This window comes from Chitinophaga ginsengisegetis, from assembly GCF_900168065.1.
GTDB lineage: Bacteria > Bacteroidota > Bacteroidia > Chitinophagales > Chitinophagaceae > Chitinophaga > Chitinophaga ginsengisegetis.
Window position 1 is genome coordinate 1,786,327 of record NZ_FUZZ01000001.1, and the last position, 18,362, is coordinate 1,804,688.

Annotated in this window: 14 protein-coding genes; all 14 read right to left on the reverse strand. The window is 43.8% G+C overall.

Going from position 1 to position 18,362, the window contains the following annotated elements; genetic code table 11:
• Positions 1 to 10 precede the first annotated feature (10 nt).
• Positions 11 to 3,076, reverse strand: coding sequence for a lantibiotic dehydratase (locus B5Z18_RS07060; protein WP_079468668.1), 3,066 nt, complete (start codon positions 3,074 to 3,076; stop codon positions 11 to 13).
• Positions 3,077 to 3,159: 83 nt separating this feature from the next.
• On the reverse strand, positions 3,160 to 3,888 hold the full coding sequence (locus B5Z18_RS07065; RefSeq protein WP_079468669.1) for a putative HlyD family type I secretion protein: 729 nt from the start codon (positions 3,886 to 3,888) through the stop codon (positions 3,160 to 3,162).
• Positions 3,889 to 3,899: 11 nt separating this feature from the next.
• A complete protein-coding gene (locus B5Z18_RS07070; protein WP_079468670.1) occupies positions 3,900 to 6,197 on the reverse strand; it encodes a peptidase domain-containing ABC transporter in 2,298 nt (765 codons plus the stop codon).
• Between the two features lie 48 nt (positions 6,198 to 6,245).
• Complete coding sequence (locus B5Z18_RS07075; RefSeq protein ID WP_079468671.1) at positions 6,246 to 6,443, reverse strand: hypothetical protein; 198 nt, start codon at positions 6,441 to 6,443, stop codon at positions 6,246 to 6,248.
• Positions 6,444 to 6,445: 2 nt separating this feature from the next.
• Positions 6,446 to 6,658 (reverse strand): hypothetical protein, encoded by a 213-nt coding sequence (locus B5Z18_RS07080; protein ID WP_079468672.1) that lies wholly within the window; start codon positions 6,656 to 6,658, stop codon positions 6,446 to 6,448.
• Between the two features lie 39 nt (positions 6,659 to 6,697).
• Positions 6,698 to 7,693: a hypothetical protein gene (locus B5Z18_RS07085; protein WP_079468673.1), complete on the reverse strand. Its 996-nt coding sequence runs from the start codon at positions 7,691 to 7,693 to the stop codon at positions 6,698 to 6,700.
• Positions 7,694 to 7,735: 42 nt separating this feature from the next.
• On the reverse strand, positions 7,736 to 9,085 hold the full coding sequence (locus B5Z18_RS07090) for a radical SAM/SPASM domain-containing protein (RefSeq protein ID WP_079468674.1): 1,350 nt from the start codon (positions 9,083 to 9,085) through the stop codon (positions 7,736 to 7,738).
• A gap of 116 nt (positions 9,086 to 9,201) precedes the next feature.
• Positions 9,202 to 9,402 carry a hypothetical protein gene (locus tag B5Z18_RS07095; RefSeq protein ID WP_079468675.1) on the reverse strand — a complete coding sequence of 67 codons (201 nt, stop codon included), beginning with the start codon at positions 9,400 to 9,402 and terminating at the stop codon, positions 9,202 to 9,204.
• Between the two features lie 119 nt (positions 9,403 to 9,521).
• Positions 9,522 to 11,915: an outer membrane beta-barrel protein gene (locus tag B5Z18_RS07100; RefSeq protein WP_079468676.1), complete on the reverse strand. Its 2,394-nt coding sequence runs from the start codon at positions 11,913 to 11,915 to the stop codon at positions 9,522 to 9,524.
• A 264-nt stretch (positions 11,916 to 12,179) separates the two neighbouring features.
• Entirely contained in the window at positions 12,180 to 13,973 is a 1,794-nt protein-coding gene (locus B5Z18_RS07105; protein ID WP_079468677.1) for a DUF885 domain-containing protein, read from the reverse strand.
• A gap of 69 nt (positions 13,974 to 14,042) precedes the next feature.
• Positions 14,043 to 14,849 carry an AraC family transcriptional regulator gene (locus tag B5Z18_RS07110; protein WP_235015884.1) on the reverse strand — a complete coding sequence of 269 codons (807 nt, stop codon included), beginning with the start codon at positions 14,847 to 14,849 and terminating at the stop codon, positions 14,043 to 14,045.
• 9 nt (positions 14,850 to 14,858) lie between these two features.
• A complete protein-coding gene (locus B5Z18_RS07115) occupies positions 14,859 to 15,914 on the reverse strand; it encodes an SUMF1/EgtB/PvdO family nonheme iron enzyme (RefSeq protein ID WP_079468678.1) in 1,056 nt (351 codons plus the stop codon).
• Positions 15,911 to 16,984 (reverse strand): serine hydrolase domain-containing protein, encoded by a 1,074-nt coding sequence (locus tag B5Z18_RS07120; RefSeq protein ID WP_079468679.1) that lies wholly within the window; start codon positions 16,982 to 16,984, stop codon positions 15,911 to 15,913. Before B5Z18_RS07120 ends, B5Z18_RS07115 begins: the two co-directional genes overlap by 4 nt.
• A gap of 82 nt (positions 16,985 to 17,066) precedes the next feature.
• Positions 17,067 to 18,344, reverse strand: a complete 1,278-nt coding sequence (locus B5Z18_RS07125) for an NAD(P)/FAD-dependent oxidoreductase (RefSeq protein ID WP_079468680.1) — start codon at positions 18,342 to 18,344, stop codon at positions 17,067 to 17,069.
• Between the last annotated feature and the right edge of the window lie 18 nt (positions 18,345 to 18,362).

Here is an 18,362-nt window from a genome sequence, read left to right on the forward strand (position 1 = left end):
ATATTCAGCGTTATAGTATATGTGTGGGTACTTCGCGCAACAGGCGGTTGTAATACCTTCCGCAAAAGTAATAGGTCATATACTCCAGCAGCCGCTGCTGCGTGGCAAACCACCTGTTCTGACTCATATGTATGTAGCTTCCCAGGTTCTCTGCAGGCAACCGTAATTTGTGCAGATGCACATCCCTGGTTTCGAAATAATTCTCAAAACTGCTACTTTGCATAAACCCCGGAATAGCATCTTTTAAAGCCCTGTATTTTACATTCAGTTGCAACTGGATCTGTTTATCGAATTCAACGGCAAAACTCTCACTCACTTTATGGCAGAACTGAAGCCTGGCGGTGGTATCCATATCAAATAACGATAACCATTTGTCTATGTTCTTCATCCCGGCCAGGAATCTTATTTCTTCATTCTCCCTGAAATCTTCCTGATCCAGGCAATTCAATAATAAAAGGCTGTCGTGGTAAAACGCGGCTTCACTTTTTACAATGGCGTCTTCACCATACCGCTCTATTTCCCTTTCATAGGTATCCAGCTGTACTTTCCAAACGGATTTATCGTTACAGAACGGCTGCAACAATTCATAAATCAATGACGCCGCCACGGTAAACTGATACCTGGTTTGCTGATCAGACAACAACATACGGAAACGTATATGATAATGGGGATCCTTATACCGGATGAAGAAGGCTTTCTCTATTGCTCCCGCCTCCGATAAAGAGGCTATTGCCGGCTTTACCACCGCATCCAGGATAGTATCAGAAACAAATGCGCTGCAATAGATTTTAAAATACATCCATTCACTGCCGGGAGCAAAGGTTCGCTGCACTTTAACAGGCGACTCCCGGTGTTGCCGGAGCTCTGAAACAGGGCTGATATTCCTCTTTGAGAGCGGCAGTATAAACTGGTATATAAAAGGTGGCGCCTCGTTCCTGTTTTTATTATGATGCAGCCATTCTACCAGCTTCAGCGAGGGCTTCTTCTTAATATAATTCAAAAGAATATCCAGGTAGCCACTGTTATGCGTGTCGATAAATAACTCATTGTCCGCTTCCACAATACACACAAACTGAGGCACCTGCCATTTCTTTAAAAACACCTGCAGTTCCGTTAAAGGATCATGGCTCTTTTTTATCGTCTGGATATCGCTTTGGTGTAATTGCCAAACGGCCCTGTGAAGAATGATGTTTTTATAACTGATACGCGGCAAAAACCGTTTCCTGTTTGCCAGTGGTCCCCAATTGATGCTAAACCCTGGCTTCTGCTGATGCTGAATGGTCGCCAGGAATCTATACACGGGAATCATACTGTTGCGGTAATTATGCGCATTATTGAGCCTGGGGATCACTCTTCTATTAAGACTTGCGGAACGCAGTATAATTTCGTCTTTAATAACAGATATAAATAAATCGCTCAAACCAATAACCCGCCCGCTTCCGGAGCTGGTGGCAAGAACAGGTATTTCGTAATCGCATAACTGCACCCTCCTGGCGATGTTACTGCTACGCTCCTCGGGGATATGAATGATCTCCGCAAATACAACTTCCTCATGGTGATGCTTTTCCTCGTCGGAAAGCGATTTGCAAAACTGTTTAATGTCGCTATGCATATATGCAAACCTTCCCAGTAAAGTGTTCGCGTTAGCGCCACCAACGCTTTGCAGAAATATTCTATCCGCAGGAAGCAATGTACCCATGACCGGGAACTGGTTCGGCAGCTCTGCTACCTTATCTTCCAGATCCAAAAGATCAGCTTCCGTTACCCGGATACCTTCGTGGAACTGAACATCATGAGGCATCTCCATTTTATCCTGTAACCATAACTGCACTTTATCCAACGAAATGCTCCCGTTCTCTTTTTGCACGGCCCCCATTTTCCCGATGAATGAATTATGTGCCACATCGCCAATACTTTCCACGGGCGCAAAGCCGATCCCGGATTCGGGATCAACAGCTTCCAGCAAAGACACTTCGCTATCCCCGTATTTCTCGGAAAATATTTTCTTAAACCGGTTGAGCGTAATTTCCTGGGGAGAAGTGGAAGATGATAGTCTGCCCATCATCCGTACCGCATTTTCAATATCCCGGATACTCCGGTCCGGAAACATAAATCCTGCGGGAACAGGCTTCAGCAAATCCACCTGGAACAGATGTTCCGGCAATTCAGTAATACCGCAGTTATATAATAAATCTCTTAACCGGCTGATATCACTGACCGATATTTGCCCTAAAGATGTTGCGTCCAGCTTTTGTATTACACATTCCATTGCCGACAATAATTCAATATACTTCGCGGCATCTGTTGTCTGATTGCCTACCCGGTTCAATATTGATCTGAACCGTCCCAGTTCATCTTCAACAGTCAGGCTTAACTGCAACTCGCTTACTAAAAACTGCGATTCCACCAGGCTTTTTATAAATGCTTCAATTTCCTCATCGTCATATTCGTCTTTCAGGAGATGATGTATGTCGTAATAAGAAAGGGCTTTCGTCTTTCCAAGCTCAATAATACCCTGCAGCAGTTCCGTTTGCTCGATAGAGCTTACCTGGTACTTACTCTTCCCTTCTTCAACAATTAATTCAATAAAACGGTATTGGTACTGAAGACTGTATACGGTATCATTGACTTTATAATACAAATAACGCCATAACTGTCCATCGGATTCAATAGCGCTTTTAATATGAAGCAACAGCCCCATATCAATTCTTGTTTTCCGTAGTAATGTTTTATTGTGGTTGGGATCTTCTCCGGAGATAGTTGTTATTCCGCATCCTGCAAAAATGCCATAAGGCGTACACCGGGTACAGGAGCGTATTACGTACTTCTTCAATGCCAGTAACAGTTTCTCTTCTTTGCCCGGGTAATAATTCCCTTTCTTATAGTCTGAGATACTTTGGTATAATTGCGGTGAACTCCAGTATATGCCTTCCAGAAAAACATCATCTTCCAGAAATGCTTTTACCGTTTCGTCCAGGTTTCGTGTATGGCCTTCCTGGTTGAACAGGGTAGTATATGGATTAAGGGGTGTTCTGATGATTACTTTCTCATGGGTTTTAAACAGGGATTCCTTCATAACAACTACATTTGAATTGCCAGGATTTGTGGGTTAAAAAAATTACTTTCCTATAAGAGTTAACTAAACAGCCATTTTACTATCTATCGAAATATACTTCCGAAAATTCTCTGAAAGATACTTCTGTCGTTTAATAATATCTCTCCAGTGCCCTTCATTACCGGCAATATAGGAACAATTTTTCTTTCCGACGTTATAATTTCATCTCCCTTTAATTTTACATAAGCCACATGCTCTCCATTTTCCTGGATGGGTAAAATAGAAGAGATGTGGCCATCAATAAAACCATATTCAGATTTTGGAAAATCGTGCAATTCAATTTTAACAACCTGTCCTACCTTCACATTCCCCGCCCCTTTGTTTCCATAATTAATTTTGATCTTTGCTTTAGACGATTGCGGAACTACCCACATAATATCCAGCAGGATATCTTTTTCGTCGTCCCCGTGTGTGATATAAATAGTGCCGGAGATAGGCGTAATAGTGGGATGTATCTTTCCTGTTTTCCGGTCGGTCCATATCAGCAGGGTATCATCCGGCACCACATGATCGCCGTCTTTTACATAGTACTTAAATATCTGATCGGCATCTCCCCTCCTGATACTTATTTTCCCGGGCTGATTTACCGCCTCAATTACCACCTGCGCATTCAGTGTGTCAGGATATCTTATAAAACAGGACACTGCCAACGTCAGCATGGCGATGGAAAACAGCACGGTAATCCCCCACCGGATAATCCACGGCGGAATAATACCAACAATTTCCTCCATTTCACTACTTCCTGTTTCAAACGAGTGATTAATTAAAGGCATAGCATAATATTTTAAGCAGCTCCCAATTCCAACTGGTTCCTTACCAATTCAAAATAATACCCCCTGTTGCTGGTGAGCAGTGTATGACTGCCCTCCTCAACGATTTCCCCATCCTTCATTACAATGATCTGGTCGGCATTTTTTACGGTGCTTAACCGGTGCGCGATTACCACCACGGTTCTGCCTTCATAAAATTCGTTCAGGTTACCCATGATCGTTTTTTCGTTATTGGCGTCCAGGGCGCTTGTTGCCTCATCAAAAAACAAATACTTGGGATCCTTATATACCGCCCGCGCAATAAACAGGCGTTGCTTCTGACCGCCACTCAATCCAGAGCCGCTGTTACCGATACGCGTGGTAAAACCCAATGGCAGTTTCGCAATATAACCATGCAGGTTAGCGATTCTCACCGCCTCGTACAGCCGCTCCTCTTTAATTCTTTCCCCATCCATTGCGATGTTCCTGGCTATGGAGTCGGAAAAGATATATCCTTCCTGCATGACGGTACCTACGTTGTTGCGCCAGAGCTGCGCAGATATTTCCTGCAGGTTTATGCCGTCCACCATTATTTGCCCTTCTGTTGGCGGGTAAAATTTCAATAGCAATTTCAGCAGCGTGGTTTTGCCGCTGCCGCTTGCACCTACAATAGCTGTCACCTTGCCTTTTGGAATATGCATACTGATATTCTTCAGCACCAGTGGACTTTTGGGAGATCCATACCGGAAAGAGAGGCCGGAGATAGAAATACCTTCGCCCTTCCTTTCGTGCATATGCCGGGTAAATAATTCGTGGTTCAGGTAAAGCGAGTCAGCATTCATCAAATCATCGGAACGGGGATTTTCATTATCTCCTACCAGGTCTTCATTGTTTTCTTCTTCCTGTTTACAATGGATTTCGTTCAACCTTTCAAGGCTGATCTTCGCATCCTGGATACTTTTGATGAAGGCGATGATTTGCTCCAGCGGGCTGTTCATCTGGCCAATGATGTAGGAAATACTGAGCATAACTCCTAAGCTGATTTCCCGGTTTATTACCAGTTTTGCTGCCATGTAGCTGATCAGGATATTCTTGAGCTGTGTAAAGAACGAAGCGCCTATTCCCTGGTATTGCTCCAGCGAAAGGCTTTTGATGTTTACCTTAAATAGTTTTGCCTGGATGCGTTCCCATTCCCACCTGCGGGCTTTCTGGCTATTGTATAACTTTATTTCCTGCATGCCTGTAATAATCTCAAATATACTGTTCTGGTTTTCACGGGCACGCTGGAAGCGGTTGTAATCAATACTTCTTCTCTTCCTCAGAAATATCGTTACCCAAAACACAGATAGTACACTGCCGATACCAAATATCATCAGCAGTTGTACATTGTACAGGGCGAGTATGCAGGAAAAAACAATAAGATTGATAATAGAGAACAGCGTACTTAATGTAGACCCGGTGAGGAAAGTTTCCACCCGGTGGTGATCATTGATGCGCTGCGTAATATCTCCTACATTCTTTGATTCAAAGAAATTGACGGGCAGCTTCATCAATTTGATCAGAAAGTTGGAGATAATACTGATGCTGATGCGCGTACTGATATGCAGTAGTATCCAGTTCCGGATAAGATCTACCGCAATACCGCCGAGAAATAATAATAATTGAGAGAGGAGGATCAGGTGTATGAATCCAACATTTTTCCGGTTGATCCCAAAGTCAACAAGGCTTTGGGTAAGAAAGGGAAAGCACAGGCTGATAAGGCTGCCGAGTATCATGCCCAGGATCAGCTGAATAAAATATTTCTTATAAGGGCGAAGGTAGCCAAATAAGAATCCGAAGCTGCTTTTCTTCTTTTGTACGCCTTCTTCATTCCGGTAAAAATCGGGAGTAGGTTCAATCAATAATGCAATGCCCTTCTTATCGGCAGTGCTGATCCAGCATTTCTCAAATACATCGCGGTCAACCTTCACCAGGTTATGTCCCGGGTCGGCGATAACGATCTTATCCTTTCTGCTGAAAAGGGATTTCTTTTCAATGCCATACAGTACTACAAAGTGCTCCTGGTTCCAATGCAGCACCGCAGGAAGCGGCGCCTGTTCAAAAAGCTGATCGTAGGATAGCTTCGTGGACAAGGTTTTGAATCCTATTTTCTCGGCGGCTTCACTTAACCCGAGGAGACTAACCCCGTTTTTTGTGATATAGGAATTGGCCCTCAGGTAATCCAATGAGTACTCCTCGCCATAGTAAGAAGCGATCATACGCAAACAGGTAGGACCGCAATCCATAAAATCCAGTTGCCTGTAGAACCTGTATTTTTTACTAAAAACGGCCATTTACTTTCGCTTTAAAAGTATCTCTTAGGTAGGTATGAACTTAAGGACTCAGTGTGTTGTGGTAGGCCATTGTGGATCCACCGATGGTTGATCCACATCTCGGCCGCCATTGATTTCTCCGCCATCTATTTCCTCAAAGGAGTCTTTATTGGTTTTAATATTCTCGAGAGACTTCAGGTTATCCAAATCAACAACCGTTTTTTTCTCGATCTTAGTTTCCTTTTTGTTTTTCTTTTTCTGTGACATAACTATGATTTTATGTTGGGTTGGGAAATATCAGATAACAGCTCGGTTGTTTTGAACTGGCGGTTTTCCTGTTGCTCCGGATCATATATAGGGGGCTTGTATTCCCGGAAGCCACCAAACACCATATCGGATTCCTCCTTCTTTATTTCAAAAGAGGTACAATCCGATAATTTAGAAGACTTCCCCGACAATATGAGTTTTACTAAACGTTTCATGGGCATTAATTTTATAGTTATATGGAGATAATATCTTTCTCAGGCTGCTTTGATCATTACGCAGGACTTTATACCAAAATGCTGCTTGAGTTCATTAACATAAGGTTCAAATCTTTTCAGGTAAGGGTGTTGGTTCTCAACATCGGCAATAACAGCTATGATGGCATTGGCTATTACTTTCTTAATAATGGAAGGCATAGTATTGATGAGAGAGATCTTTTCAATTACTTCTTCTAAAAAAGCATCCGTACTCTTTTCGTAATAGTTGCTGAGCAGCTGTATGATGAGGCTGATGTCGAAACGGAAAGCGGCATCATCTTTTTTAACATTCGCGTACAATCCCTGAAAAAAAGATTTATAAAAGTGAAAGGATATTTTTCCTTTTTGCAGCAGCCATTCGGATGTTCTTATCAGCCTGTCGACATTGAAAATGATGATACGTTCCACCTCTCCCATATCGTTCTGCTCCAGGATATTGTTTAATTTCTTTCCCTTTATATGTCCCTTGTATGAAAAGTGTATTAATGCCAGTGATTCTTTCAGGAAAAGTTCCTCATAGATATTCGGGTAGCTGGAAAAAATTTTGATGCGGTTAAACCATTGATCGCCGGCGGTGAGTATAAACCTGGGTAAGATAACACTTTGCCTCAGCGCAAATAAAACCGAATGCTGTATGGCTTTATCTGCCGCGTCAAAGTCTTTACAAACGTACTCCTTATAGGCAACCATGCCATAATATATGGCGAGCATACCTGGTTGAATATCTTTATTAAATTGCTGCTCTGTTATGCTCAGTCTTGAAAAGGCAAGATTCGCCTGATTGATTTTACCGGATCTGTAAAGCCTCAGACAACTTTCAATCATCTTAAAAATCCGGTAAATCTCCATCCGTTCCTCAAAGGAAAAATGAGCGGCTGAATAGCGCTCAATGTCGTGAAATACATGTCTTGATTTCATGTATTTCAGCACACACATTTCATCTGTCGGGGCAAATGACCTGGTTATTTCATCGAGTAAAATATCATTACTTTTCATTTGATCATCTAATTATCATGTCGGATAATGAACAGGAACTAACTAAGCAACCACATTATACTTCTTCATAATAATCCGTTCGTCGATATTAAACTTAAAGGAAGGGCAGGCGGGATTGCCTTCGTACCAGCTTTTCGGGCAAGCGCCTCCGCATACGGGAAGAAATTTGCAGCTTTTACACCACGACTCGTTTGTGGGTATTTCGTTATACCAGTTACGCATGGCAACGCCGGAAGAATCTACTTTTGTTTTTTCAGTGACGATATTACCGGCAACAAAATCGGGATTTTCGGCAATAGGCGTATAGGGTACTTCCCAGCAGGTGGAAATATTTCCAAACCCATCCACCACTTCATCATGCTTGTTGGTTACCATGCATACGCTTTTCACGCGACGCGGAATGATGGTGGTATGATCAATTTTAAATCCTTCACTGAGTCTTTTCAGCATCACATCAATCTCAAACTGGGCAAATTCGTGTTTATCCAAACCGCCGTTTTCGGTAGCGCCGGCTTTATTACCACCCCAGTTTTCCACTCTTGCAATTTTGAAATTCACCTTGTCATGCAGGTTTCTTTCTTTAAGAAAATCCATCAGCTGGAAGATGTTATCCTTGTTCTCCACATTTACGTTACACCTGATTTGTATATCTACGTCGGAGGCGGCGAAGAAATCAGACAACACGATATTTGTAACGTTATCCATAATAATATCGAAAGAAGGATTGCCGTTCTTCAGCATTCTTCTCTTATCGTGAAATTCTGCTGTTCCGTCCAGGGTGATCTGGAACATTTTTAACTGATGTTCTGTAACAAGCCTTTCAAAGATCTTTGGCTTAAGCGCAAGGCCGTTGGTGATCATGGTAGCAGCGTATCTTACCTTGTTTTCAGCGGCCAGCTCCTGGAGTAGCTTTGAAGTATATTCAATACTGCTTAATCCGGTTAAAGGCTCACCTCCGTACCAGGTAACCTGTAGTACGTCGAACTTTCCGGATTTGATTTTTTCAGTGATGCGATCAAGCATATGATCCGCCACATTGGTGCTCATTACATTTTTAGAGTGTGATTGCGCGCAGTAATGACAGCCCAGCTGGCAATTGGCGGTAGGCTGAATCGTATATCCTAATACACGGCTATCGTCTATCCTGGCTTTATTTTCCTCCAGGATGGTAGTGAGTTCATCTTCTGCTTTCGGCACCAGGATTGAATAGTCCATCAGTTTTTTCACGGACTCCAGTGGCAAAGACGAAAAGTCGGCACGCTCAATACATTCAAACTGAGCAACAGGCATTTCAACGATGGCTGATGAACGGGTGCTGTAAACAATCAGCCTGTTGGAGAGCAATTCATCATCCTTCACAATATGAATATATCTTGAAAGCTTATATTCCATAAAACGTTATTTAAATATGCCGTTAGTAATATTTGGGAAAACATACGATCCTGCCTGAAGTAGAATTGTGAGACAGGAGCGTCTCACAATTCCAACTCATTTGTAATGTGATCCAATTAGTTCACATAACACATTGTGGTGCAACCTGCGCTGGCGCTATCATCAGGAATAGCATCACCACCGCTGATTTCATCCAGTTCGTCCTCTTTAATAGAGGAAGTACCGAGTCCTTCCAGACCTTTTGTAGCTTCTTCAGATGCAGGTTTAGATTTTGCTTTCAGGTCCTGGATTTTCTTTTTTAAGTTTTTGTTTGTCATTGTTTTAAGGTTAAATTTGTTTTAGATCGGCATATCATTTTACATCACTATGCTGTGTGATGGCTTTTTCAAGCAGCTTATATCCGGATTATAAAACTTTAAGTCCTGAGAAGTGGAGCCTACAGCCTGCTTTTAACCTCCTTACTGCTGCTTTCCAGTTTCCTTGTTTTAAAGACCTTACCTACACTGAAATTATAAACGAAAGAAAGGTTGAATGTTTGCCATTGCCTGTCGCTGACAAAATGGATAGCGCCACCGGTGTAATATGCCACTGAACGCATTTTCATCAGTTTAAACACATCATTTGCCGCTGCCCTTACCAACAGCTTATTATGGAAAAGCTTCTTTTGCACGCCTGCATCTATCTGACCTACATCTGTTATCACAAAGTTGCCAAACATGATCTTCGAGCGATAAAAGCCATTGACCGTGATTGCAAAGCTTTTGGGGAGTTTAAATTCCTGGATGGATTGCAGTTCAACCGGAGAGCCTTCTATTACGTAACCTTGTCCGGTTTGTTTTACATGACGTAAGGTGATGTTGTTCTGCATGGACCACCATTTGGCAATGGTAACCGGTATACTGAAACTGATACCATAATTATAACGGGTACCGAAATTTTCGCGCATGTCCACAGACACCAGGCTATCGGGGTATGAATAGAAGTACTCCCCTATCATTTTATCCTGTACATCCAGGAAAAGGGATGCCGTGTACTTGTTTTTAAGCGTATAACCAAGCTCAAACGAATTGGAATAAGATGGGGTTAAGTATGGATTGCCTTTGGCGAGGGTGTAGTAATCTACATAGTACTGGTATGGGTTAAGATCTGAAAAAGAGGGCCGTTCCAGTCTCCTGTTGTAGCTAAAGGTGAGGTAGTCGGCAGCTTCCTTATTCAGGTTTCTTTTCAGGAATACGCTTGGAAACAAGTTGAAGTAATCGTTAGGGTTACGTTGATTATTATCCAACTGTGTGAGTACGCCCGTCAGCTTTGTATATTCGCCCCTTAAGCCAATTTGTACCTCTGTTTTTAAGAAAGTGGTATTGAAGTTAATATAGCCGGCGTATATATCTTCATTATATTTATAATTAAAATCCAACGGTAGATTGGGTACTTTTTGTTCATTCACCACCACATAGTTTTCAGCGCTGTTATCAATACTGGTGATACTCATCCGGGTACCAAAGCTTAAACTGGATACCTTTGAGAGTACATTTTTGTAGCGCAGGTCGGCAGTAAATATTTTTGCTGTAGAAGGCGTTGTGGTTCCGAATGCCGTGTCACCGGTGTATTTCTGGTAGTAATCATAAAAAACACTGTTGTTGCTGCTGACTGATGTAAGCGTATTATGCGTATAATCGGCCAGCGCTTCAAATTCCGAGCCTTTCGTGTCTGTATTCAGGTGGTAGTTGATACTCACATTGTGGTACGATGTTTTCCTGGTTACAGGCGACGTACCGGTGAGCGACTGGTTCTGATCCTCATGTGGATAAACAATATCTGTGATGGAGTTATAGGAGTGCTCGTGATCGCGGAATGAGCCGTTATATTCAATGCCCAGGTATTGTTTTTTATTTATGTCGTAGGTGCCACCGAACCTTACCATGTTGCCCTTGTCGCAGTTAATCCGCTGGATGTTGGTTGTTATCAGTGCCTCGTTGTTATTCCTGGTGGTAGTAGTGTTTTCATAACTTTTCAGGTAGTTATAGGAATAGTTTCCGAATAAGGTAAGCTTACCGCTATTATAATTCAGCGAAATCCCTTCGTTGGTACCTGCGTATACGCCCTGTGTATAACCCGCATTCACCGTGCCGCTCAACCCTGCCTTACGGTTCTTTTTCAATACAATGTTGATCATTCCGCCGGTTCCCTGTGCGTCGTATTGCGCCGGCGGATGCGCCACCACTTCAACAGATTCTATATCCTCAGCGCGCAGGTTGGACAGGTAATTGGATAAATCCCCGCCGTTTAGCTGCAGCATCTTTCCATTGACCATTACCCGGGTGCCGTTATTTCCATTGATGGATATGGCGCCATCGCTGTTTACAAATACCCCGGGAGCGAGGTTCATCAGTTCCAGTGAGGATTTGCCTCCGGCCAGCGGGTTGTTGCTCACATTCATGATCACACGGTCAATTTTCCGTTGAATCATTGGCCGGTTGGAGTTAGCCGTCACCACAAACTCCTTCAGATTCTTTTCGTCTTTTCTTACATACAATTCCAGGTTTATAGCAGCAGAAGTTACTGCGAAACCGATCGTTGTATCTTTATATCCTGTAGCAGAAAAGTCAACCACGTAGTTCCCTGCATCTTTTACGGCCACCACAAACCTGCCTGTATCATCTACAATTTTGCCCACCTTGATGTCCGTGCTGCCTTTCAAACGAAATTTCAATGTTGCAAAGGGAACAAAAGCGTTTGTTTCATCTTTAACAAAACCTGAAATTACATTCTGAGAAAAAGCACTGGTCGTTAAAAGTAGAATTACAAGTATCAGGATTAATTTTCGCATATCATTTTGACGTTGACGATTTAAATTTGGTTTAAATAAATCCGGCGGGAAAATCTTTTCGACACCTGGATGGATTTACCCGGAATTTGGAAACCTTTACCCGAAATTTAATCCGGAGGGTCGTTAACGGTCAGATAGCGGCTGCGAAGGGGCCGCAGGGCAGGCAATTGCGCGCATAAAAAAACCGAAGTAAGGTACTTCGGCTTAATATTCTGATAATAACCTGATTAGCAGGCCAATTGTTTCATTTCTTCCGGTAACGTGTTATTTCTCACTATAACTTTGCGCCCAGCTGTTCATATAATCTTCCAGCACATTCAATGGCATATCTCCATTCCCGAGCAGGGCGTCATGAAAATCTTTCAGGCTGAATTTACTACCTAGTTTTGCCGCCAGTGTATCCCTCAGTGCTTTGATCTTTAGTTCACCGGTTTTGTAAGACAGTGCCTGTCCCGGCATGGCCATATAGCGTTCCACTTCGGCGGTGGCAACCGGCTCGCTGATGGATTCATGCTGCATCATATAAGCGATGGCTTCTTCGCGCGTCATTTTACCGGTGTGAATAGCCACATCTGTTACCAGCCTGATAGCCCGGTGAATTTCCATATTCAACGCACCCATTTTCTGGAAGGGATCTGTATAGCAACCCAGTTGTTCTCCAAGTGATTCGCAGTATAATGCCCAGCCTTCAAAGTAAGCATAGAAAGCCGGCTGCCTCCGGAATGCAGGGATATCATTATTCTCCTGCTGGGACGCTATCTGAAAATGATGACCGGGTATTGCCTCATGGATAAAGGTGGCTTCCATGCCCTGAAAGGTAACGTTGATCTTTGTGGCGTCCGGAACCGGTACATAAAAGGTGGCCGGTATATTTTCCTGCAGGTTGCCTTTGATGTAAAAGGGACCGCCCTGCGAGGCTTCGCGGTAAGCCTCCACCCTTTTGATCACAAAAGGAGTTTTGGGCTGATGTCCAAACAATGCGGCCAATGCCGGCTGCACTTTATTGTTGATAGTGCGATACGCATCCAGTACCTGTTCCGGCGTTTTAAAAGGCATGAAGCGGGCATCTGTTCTCAGGTAATGAAAGAAATCAGCCAAAGAGCCTTTGAATCCCACCTTTGCTTTTATTGTTTCCATCTCCTTTGTAATACGCGCCACTTCTTCCAAACCCGTCTGGTACACCTTTTCCGGGGTAAGACCGGGAGAGGTGGTATACAAACGCAGGTAGTACTGGTAAATCCGGTCCCCTCCCGGCAGGGCGGACAGCCCGGCGTGATCCTGCGCCGCGGGAAGGTATGTATCCTTCAGGTAAACGGCCAGCTTGCGGTAAGCAGGGACCATGCTGGTGGCAATAACCCGGTGATACAAGGTGGTGATCCGTTGTTTCTCTGCGGCGGTGAATGAAGCCGGGAACTGCGACAGCGGCTTATAAAATACATTCCTGGCAGTGTCGTTATCCGCCAGTGCTTCCATCTGTGGAATCATTTGTAACACGAGTGCTTTAGGGAGTACGATACCTGCACGAATACCTTTATTAAAATTGGCGATGGTGGTGTCGGTCCAGTCCATGAATGCAGTCATACGTTTTGCCCAGTGCTCATAATCCTTTACCGTGTTAAAGGGTTGTGCGCTGCTCCCCGATCCGAATTGCGCCAGTTCCAGCGGTGTAGATACAAACTGGTTCATTGGCAGATACTCCAGGTGCAGCTGCAGCGATTCCTGGCCGGTGGTGAGAATATCTTTCAGGATGTAGTAAGAGATCCTGTCCGGGGTATTCAGGCTGGTGCGGTCAACTTTTTTTAATGCGTCCAGGTATTGCTGATAGAATTTACCGGTAGCGGCGATATGGGAACCAGCTCCGTCGTTCGACAGGAGATCGTCATAACGGTGATCGCCTGCAGATGTGGCTTCTGTGGGAAATAGCTGCATGCGTTCATTATAGTAGTGATCAAATAGCTGATGCAACTTTTCATTATTCTGTTGCGCCTGCGCACCGGTAACATATAGTGTGCTTGCTATGAGCAGCAGGAACAACTGCACTTTTCTTTTTTTAGACATAACCGCTTTGTTTACCGGACAAAGCTAGTAAGCGGGAAGTTCTGAAAATTGTATAAAATTAGCCTCCGGTCAGATGTTCCTGTATTGCTTCGGAAGCAGACCGGTTACATGACGGAATGTTTTGGTAAAGTGCGCCTGATCTGTAAACCCGCACTCATAGGCAATTTCAGTCAGCGAATATTTGCCCTGCTTTATTAAGGGAAACGCGCGTTCCACTTTCATCCGTCTCATGTATTCACCTGCCGAGCAGCCAAAGTACCGGGGAAAGTGCTTTGAAATGGTAACGGGATGAAGCTCCAGGTGGGCGGCCAGCAGGGAGAGTGACAACGGTTGGTTCCAATAATCATTCATCACCGTCTTTATCTTTTTCGTCCATTCGGGAAAACAGGCGTCGCCTTCTTTAGCGGGATGCACCAGGTTAATACACAGCTGATCTATTGCCATCCGCGAGTCCGCATCATCGAGGTAATGCTCTTTCATAATCCTGATAAGCCCACCCGTATTGAGTTGATGGCTGTTTTCAAACATCAGCGACGACGAAGGAAGTGATAACCCGAATGTATTGAAAAATGTAGCGTCCAGTTCAAGATTAAATATCCGTGTGCCGGGGCGGTAATCAACGTTCTGATGTGCGATACCGGGATAGTAATACAGTCCCTTTCCTGCATATTGTATATCGGAGCTGCCGTTCCGGATCTCTTTACTTCCGCCGGCCAGTATATGAGAGAAATGAGGGTTGGCATGATAGTGATATGCGGAAGACGTATCAGGTACAAATGCGGTTTCGCTGGTAATGATATTACCAAAGGTCCGTTCCTTTATTTTTGTACCAACATAAGTACCTTTTTCGTATTGAACCGGCTTATTCACGATCATGTCATAAAGTTAATATATACTGCCATCCGGTGCCAGTCTTTTTATTCTTCTTACAAAAGTATAATCGCCGGTGATTTCATCTTTAAAATTCATTTCTTCATCAAAGATATTTATATCCCGGTAATAGGTGGAAGCCGGCAGGTAACCGATATCCAATCCGCCGCCACCGCAAATATTACAGCCGCCGTCGCCGGCTTTTAAAAACCATTCACTATCCATCATTACTTCATAATGGTAGGGATTATTGGCGATAATGATCCCGAAATGATTGGGGGTATCGAGGAAATAGGGTTCATCACTGTCTTTGTCTGCCGCAAAGTGATGATACTTTTTACTGTAATCGATATTATCGCCCCAGGGATACAGCGTGCGGGAGCCACCGCCACACAGGTATTCCCATTCATCTTCCGTGGGGAATCTGAAACCGGTGGTGGCTATTTCCGTTGTCAATTCATCGTAGGAAGAAGGCTCGTAAAGAAATGCTTTAATATTGCTTCCATTTTTCTCCAAACGGAAACTATCGTTTACAGTATAAATGTATTTTTCTTTTGGCGTATTCCGGAGCTCCTGCAGGGCTTTCTCAAAATAGCTATCTGTTACCAGCCGCTCATCGTCCATTGCCACCGCAAAGTAGCCTGTTGCCCGGATGTTTCGTTCCACTATCATCGGGCTGACAGTAACCGTTCTTACCGGCGATAACCGTTCCCGTATAAAAGTATCTGTTTCACTGGTGCTTTGCTCCAGCAGGCCGGCCATTTTTTGTTTGTTCTCATCTGCCATTGCCCATTTGTCGAGGCCCAGCACGATGGTGTCGCCTGGTACAAAAACAAATTCACTTCCATTATGGTCCAGCACTGCGGTGAAGGTGCTTTGATTGAATTTATTAAATTGTTCAAAAGATTTTATGGTGAAGCCGGGCAGTTGTGTTTCCACCAGGTGTAACAATATTTCTTTTGCGGTATTTTCAGAAAGGTTATTCCAGTTGTTACGGCTGTATATCGGCGTTATATCCATGATCCGGGTTATTACAGCCGGCAAGTTACTGTCGCCAACGATATTACTCAAATAATTTTCGTCGCTATTTTCGCGGCCAGGTCATCCAGGCTGGTGGTTCCGGTATTGCTGAGTATAAGCATGGTTGCGTCTTCTTCCAGGATGTGAAACAACATACTCTGTGCGCCCATTATCCGGCCAGGTCTTTTTACTATGGTATAATTCTTTTTGTTGATCGTGTAGTCTTTGTATACCCATACGCCATAGCCATATTCATCAAGACCGGGAGCGAACATCTCATTTAAAGATGCCTGTTTCAGGAGCTTATGGCCAAAGAGTGCATTTGAGAACAGCAACAGGTCGTTGGCATCGGAGTACATGGCGCCTGCGGCATACCAGTTTTCCATGTATACCGGTAAATCGGGTACCAGTTTTCCCAGGTCATCTCTGATGAAATAAGTATCTGCCAGGCCGGTAATAATATTTTGCTGATACAATAGCCCGGAGTTATTCATGTGCAGGGGCTTTAAGATCTTCTCCGTCAGCACCTGGTCATAGGTTTTATGGTAGATTCTTTCTATAATTTTCCCTAATACAATATAATCCGCGTTGTTGTAGTCGAATACTTTGCCTGGCTCGTTTACAGGTTTATCGCTGCAATAGCGGGTTAAAAGTTCGTCGGTGGTAAAAGGGTGCTGATATACGGGAATGCCATTTTTCAATGCGCTTTCTATTGATTTTACGGTATCAATATTGGGCATTCCTGACGTATGATTTAATAACTGCCGGATGGTTATTTTATTACCGCCTTCTCCTGTATAGTCGGGCAGATAGTCGATAATATGTTTGGTTACATCTATCTTTCCCTCTTCAGCCAGCTGCATGGTAAGCACGGAGGTAAACAACTTTGTGACAGAGGCAATTTTATACTTTGTTGTAATGGTGTTGGGCACTTTAAACGGAAAGTTGGCCAGGCCAAAACTCTTTTGATAAACTATTCCTGATTTCTTCTTAATGATTATTGTCCCGTTAAAATTGCTGTTTTTTGTTATCGAATCAATAATATGGCTGGCACCTGGAAATTGTGCAAACAGGGAATTGAACAATAAAGAGAAGATAAATAGTGATACGAATCGTTTCATTTGGGATAATTTAGCGAAGACATTACATGTATCGCTAATTTATCAATATCTGGTGGCAGAAAAAAATATAAAATATTTACGGTCAACTCACCTCTTCTTTTTTCAGTGGTCTTAATATCAGCCGGAGCGACTGGTCCTTTGTAAAGTAGGCCACCACCCAGTTGTAGAGTGTTTTGAACCGGTTGCCGTAACTAACCAGGAAGGTGAGGTGGATGAAAAGCCAGATAAACCAGGCGATAAAACCTTTGAAGTGGAGTTTGGGTTTGGGAATGTCTGCCACGGCTTTATTGCGGCCTATAATAGCCATATTGCCTTTATCATAATAACGGAACGGTTTGCGGTTTCCGTGCTTTGCGAGCGCCACAAAATTATCTGCCAGGTGGCTGCCCTGTTGTATGGCTACCTGTGCCAGTTGCGGATGCCCGTCGGGAAAAGCGGGATCAGTAGTTTGAATACAGATATCGCCTATGGCAAAAATATCCTTCATTCCTTTTACTTCGTTGAACTCATCCACTATCAGTCTTTTCCCGCGGCCATAGCATTCCGCCGGGATGCCTTCCGTGATGGTAGCCGTTACGCCGGCTGCCCATACCACGGTTTTGGTGGCAATGGTTTCTCCATTGGAAAAAATCACGGTATCATCTACATAATCTTTTACCTGCATACCCAGCTTTATTTCCACGCCCATCCTGATGAGCGCATCGTAGGCATCCAGCTGCGACTGCTCACTCATGGCGGCCAGTACTTTGGAGATACCATCTACCAGGTAAATATGCGATTCATATCCTTTCCCGGCTATTTCGGGATAATCTTTCGGAACAACTTCCCTTTTTAATTCCGCCAGTAAGCCGGATACTTCCACACCGGTAGGACCGCCGCCTACCACCACAATGGTGAGCAGCTTTGTTCTTTCCACCGGATCGGTGGTAAGCGCCGCCTTTTCCATTATCTGCAGGAAGTGGTTGCGGAGTTCCAATGCATCATTCACTGTTTTCACCGGCTTTGCATTCCGCCGCACGCTTTCCATTCCAAAATAATTGGTAGCAGTGCCAAAAGCCAGCACCAGGTAATCGTATTTCAGTTCAGTGGTGGAAAGCACCACCTTTTTTTCTTCCGGTATTACTTTCAGAAATTCCCCGATCACAAAACGGGCATTTTTATTTTTACGCAGCAGTTTCCTGAACGGATAGCTGATATCTGTAGGATCTAAAAAGCCCATGGATACCTGGTACACCAGCGGCGGGAAGTAGTTATAGTTATTACGGTCAACCAGTGTAACGGTATACTCATCGTTACGGGCCAGTTTCCTGACCAGGTTAATGCCTGCAAATCCACCGCCGATAATGACAATATGTTTCATAATATGAACTTTTACCTG

Coding starts and splice junctions, on each gene's coding strand:
- B5Z18_RS07060 (WP_079468668.1), bottom strand. CDS start 3,076: ATGAAGGAATCCCTGTTTAAAACCCATGAGAAAGTAATCATCAGAACA.
- B5Z18_RS07065 (WP_079468669.1), bottom strand. CDS start 3,888: ATGCCTTTAATTAATCACTCGTTTGAAACAGGAAGTAGTGAAATGGAG.
- B5Z18_RS07070 (WP_079468670.1), bottom strand. CDS start 6,197: ATGGCCGTTTTTAGTAAAAAATACAGGTTCTACAGGCAACTGGATTTT.
- B5Z18_RS07075 (WP_079468671.1), bottom strand. CDS start 6,443: ATGTCACAGAAAAAGAAAAACAAAAAGGAAACTAAGATCGAGAAAAAA.
- B5Z18_RS07080 (WP_079468672.1), bottom strand. CDS start 6,658: ATGAAACGTTTAGTAAAACTCATATTGTCGGGGAAGTCTTCTAAATTA.
- B5Z18_RS07085 (WP_079468673.1), bottom strand. CDS start 7,693: ATGAAAAGTAATGATATTTTACTCGATGAAATAACCAGGTCATTTGCC.
- B5Z18_RS07090 (WP_079468674.1), bottom strand. CDS start 9,085: ATGGAATATAAGCTTTCAAGATATATTCATATTGTGAAGGATGATGAA.
- B5Z18_RS07095 (WP_079468675.1), bottom strand. CDS start 9,402: ATGACAAACAAAAACTTAAAAAAGAAAATCCAGGACCTGAAAGCAAAA.
- B5Z18_RS07100 (WP_079468676.1), bottom strand. CDS start 11,915: ATGCGAAAATTAATCCTGATACTTGTAATTCTACTTTTAACGACCAGT.
- B5Z18_RS07105 (WP_079468677.1), bottom strand. CDS start 13,973: ATGTCTAAAAAAAGAAAAGTGCAGTTGTTCCTGCTGCTCATAGCAAGC.
- B5Z18_RS07110 (WP_235015884.1), bottom strand. CDS start 14,849: ATGATCGTGAATAAGCCGGTTCAATACGAAAAAGGTACTTATGTTGGT.
- B5Z18_RS07120 (WP_079468679.1), bottom strand. CDS start 16,984: ATGAAACGATTCGTATCACTATTTATCTTCTCTTTATTGTTCAATTCC.
- B5Z18_RS07125 (WP_079468680.1), bottom strand. CDS start 18,344: ATGAAACATATTGTCATTATCGGCGGTGGATTTGCAGGCATTAACCTG.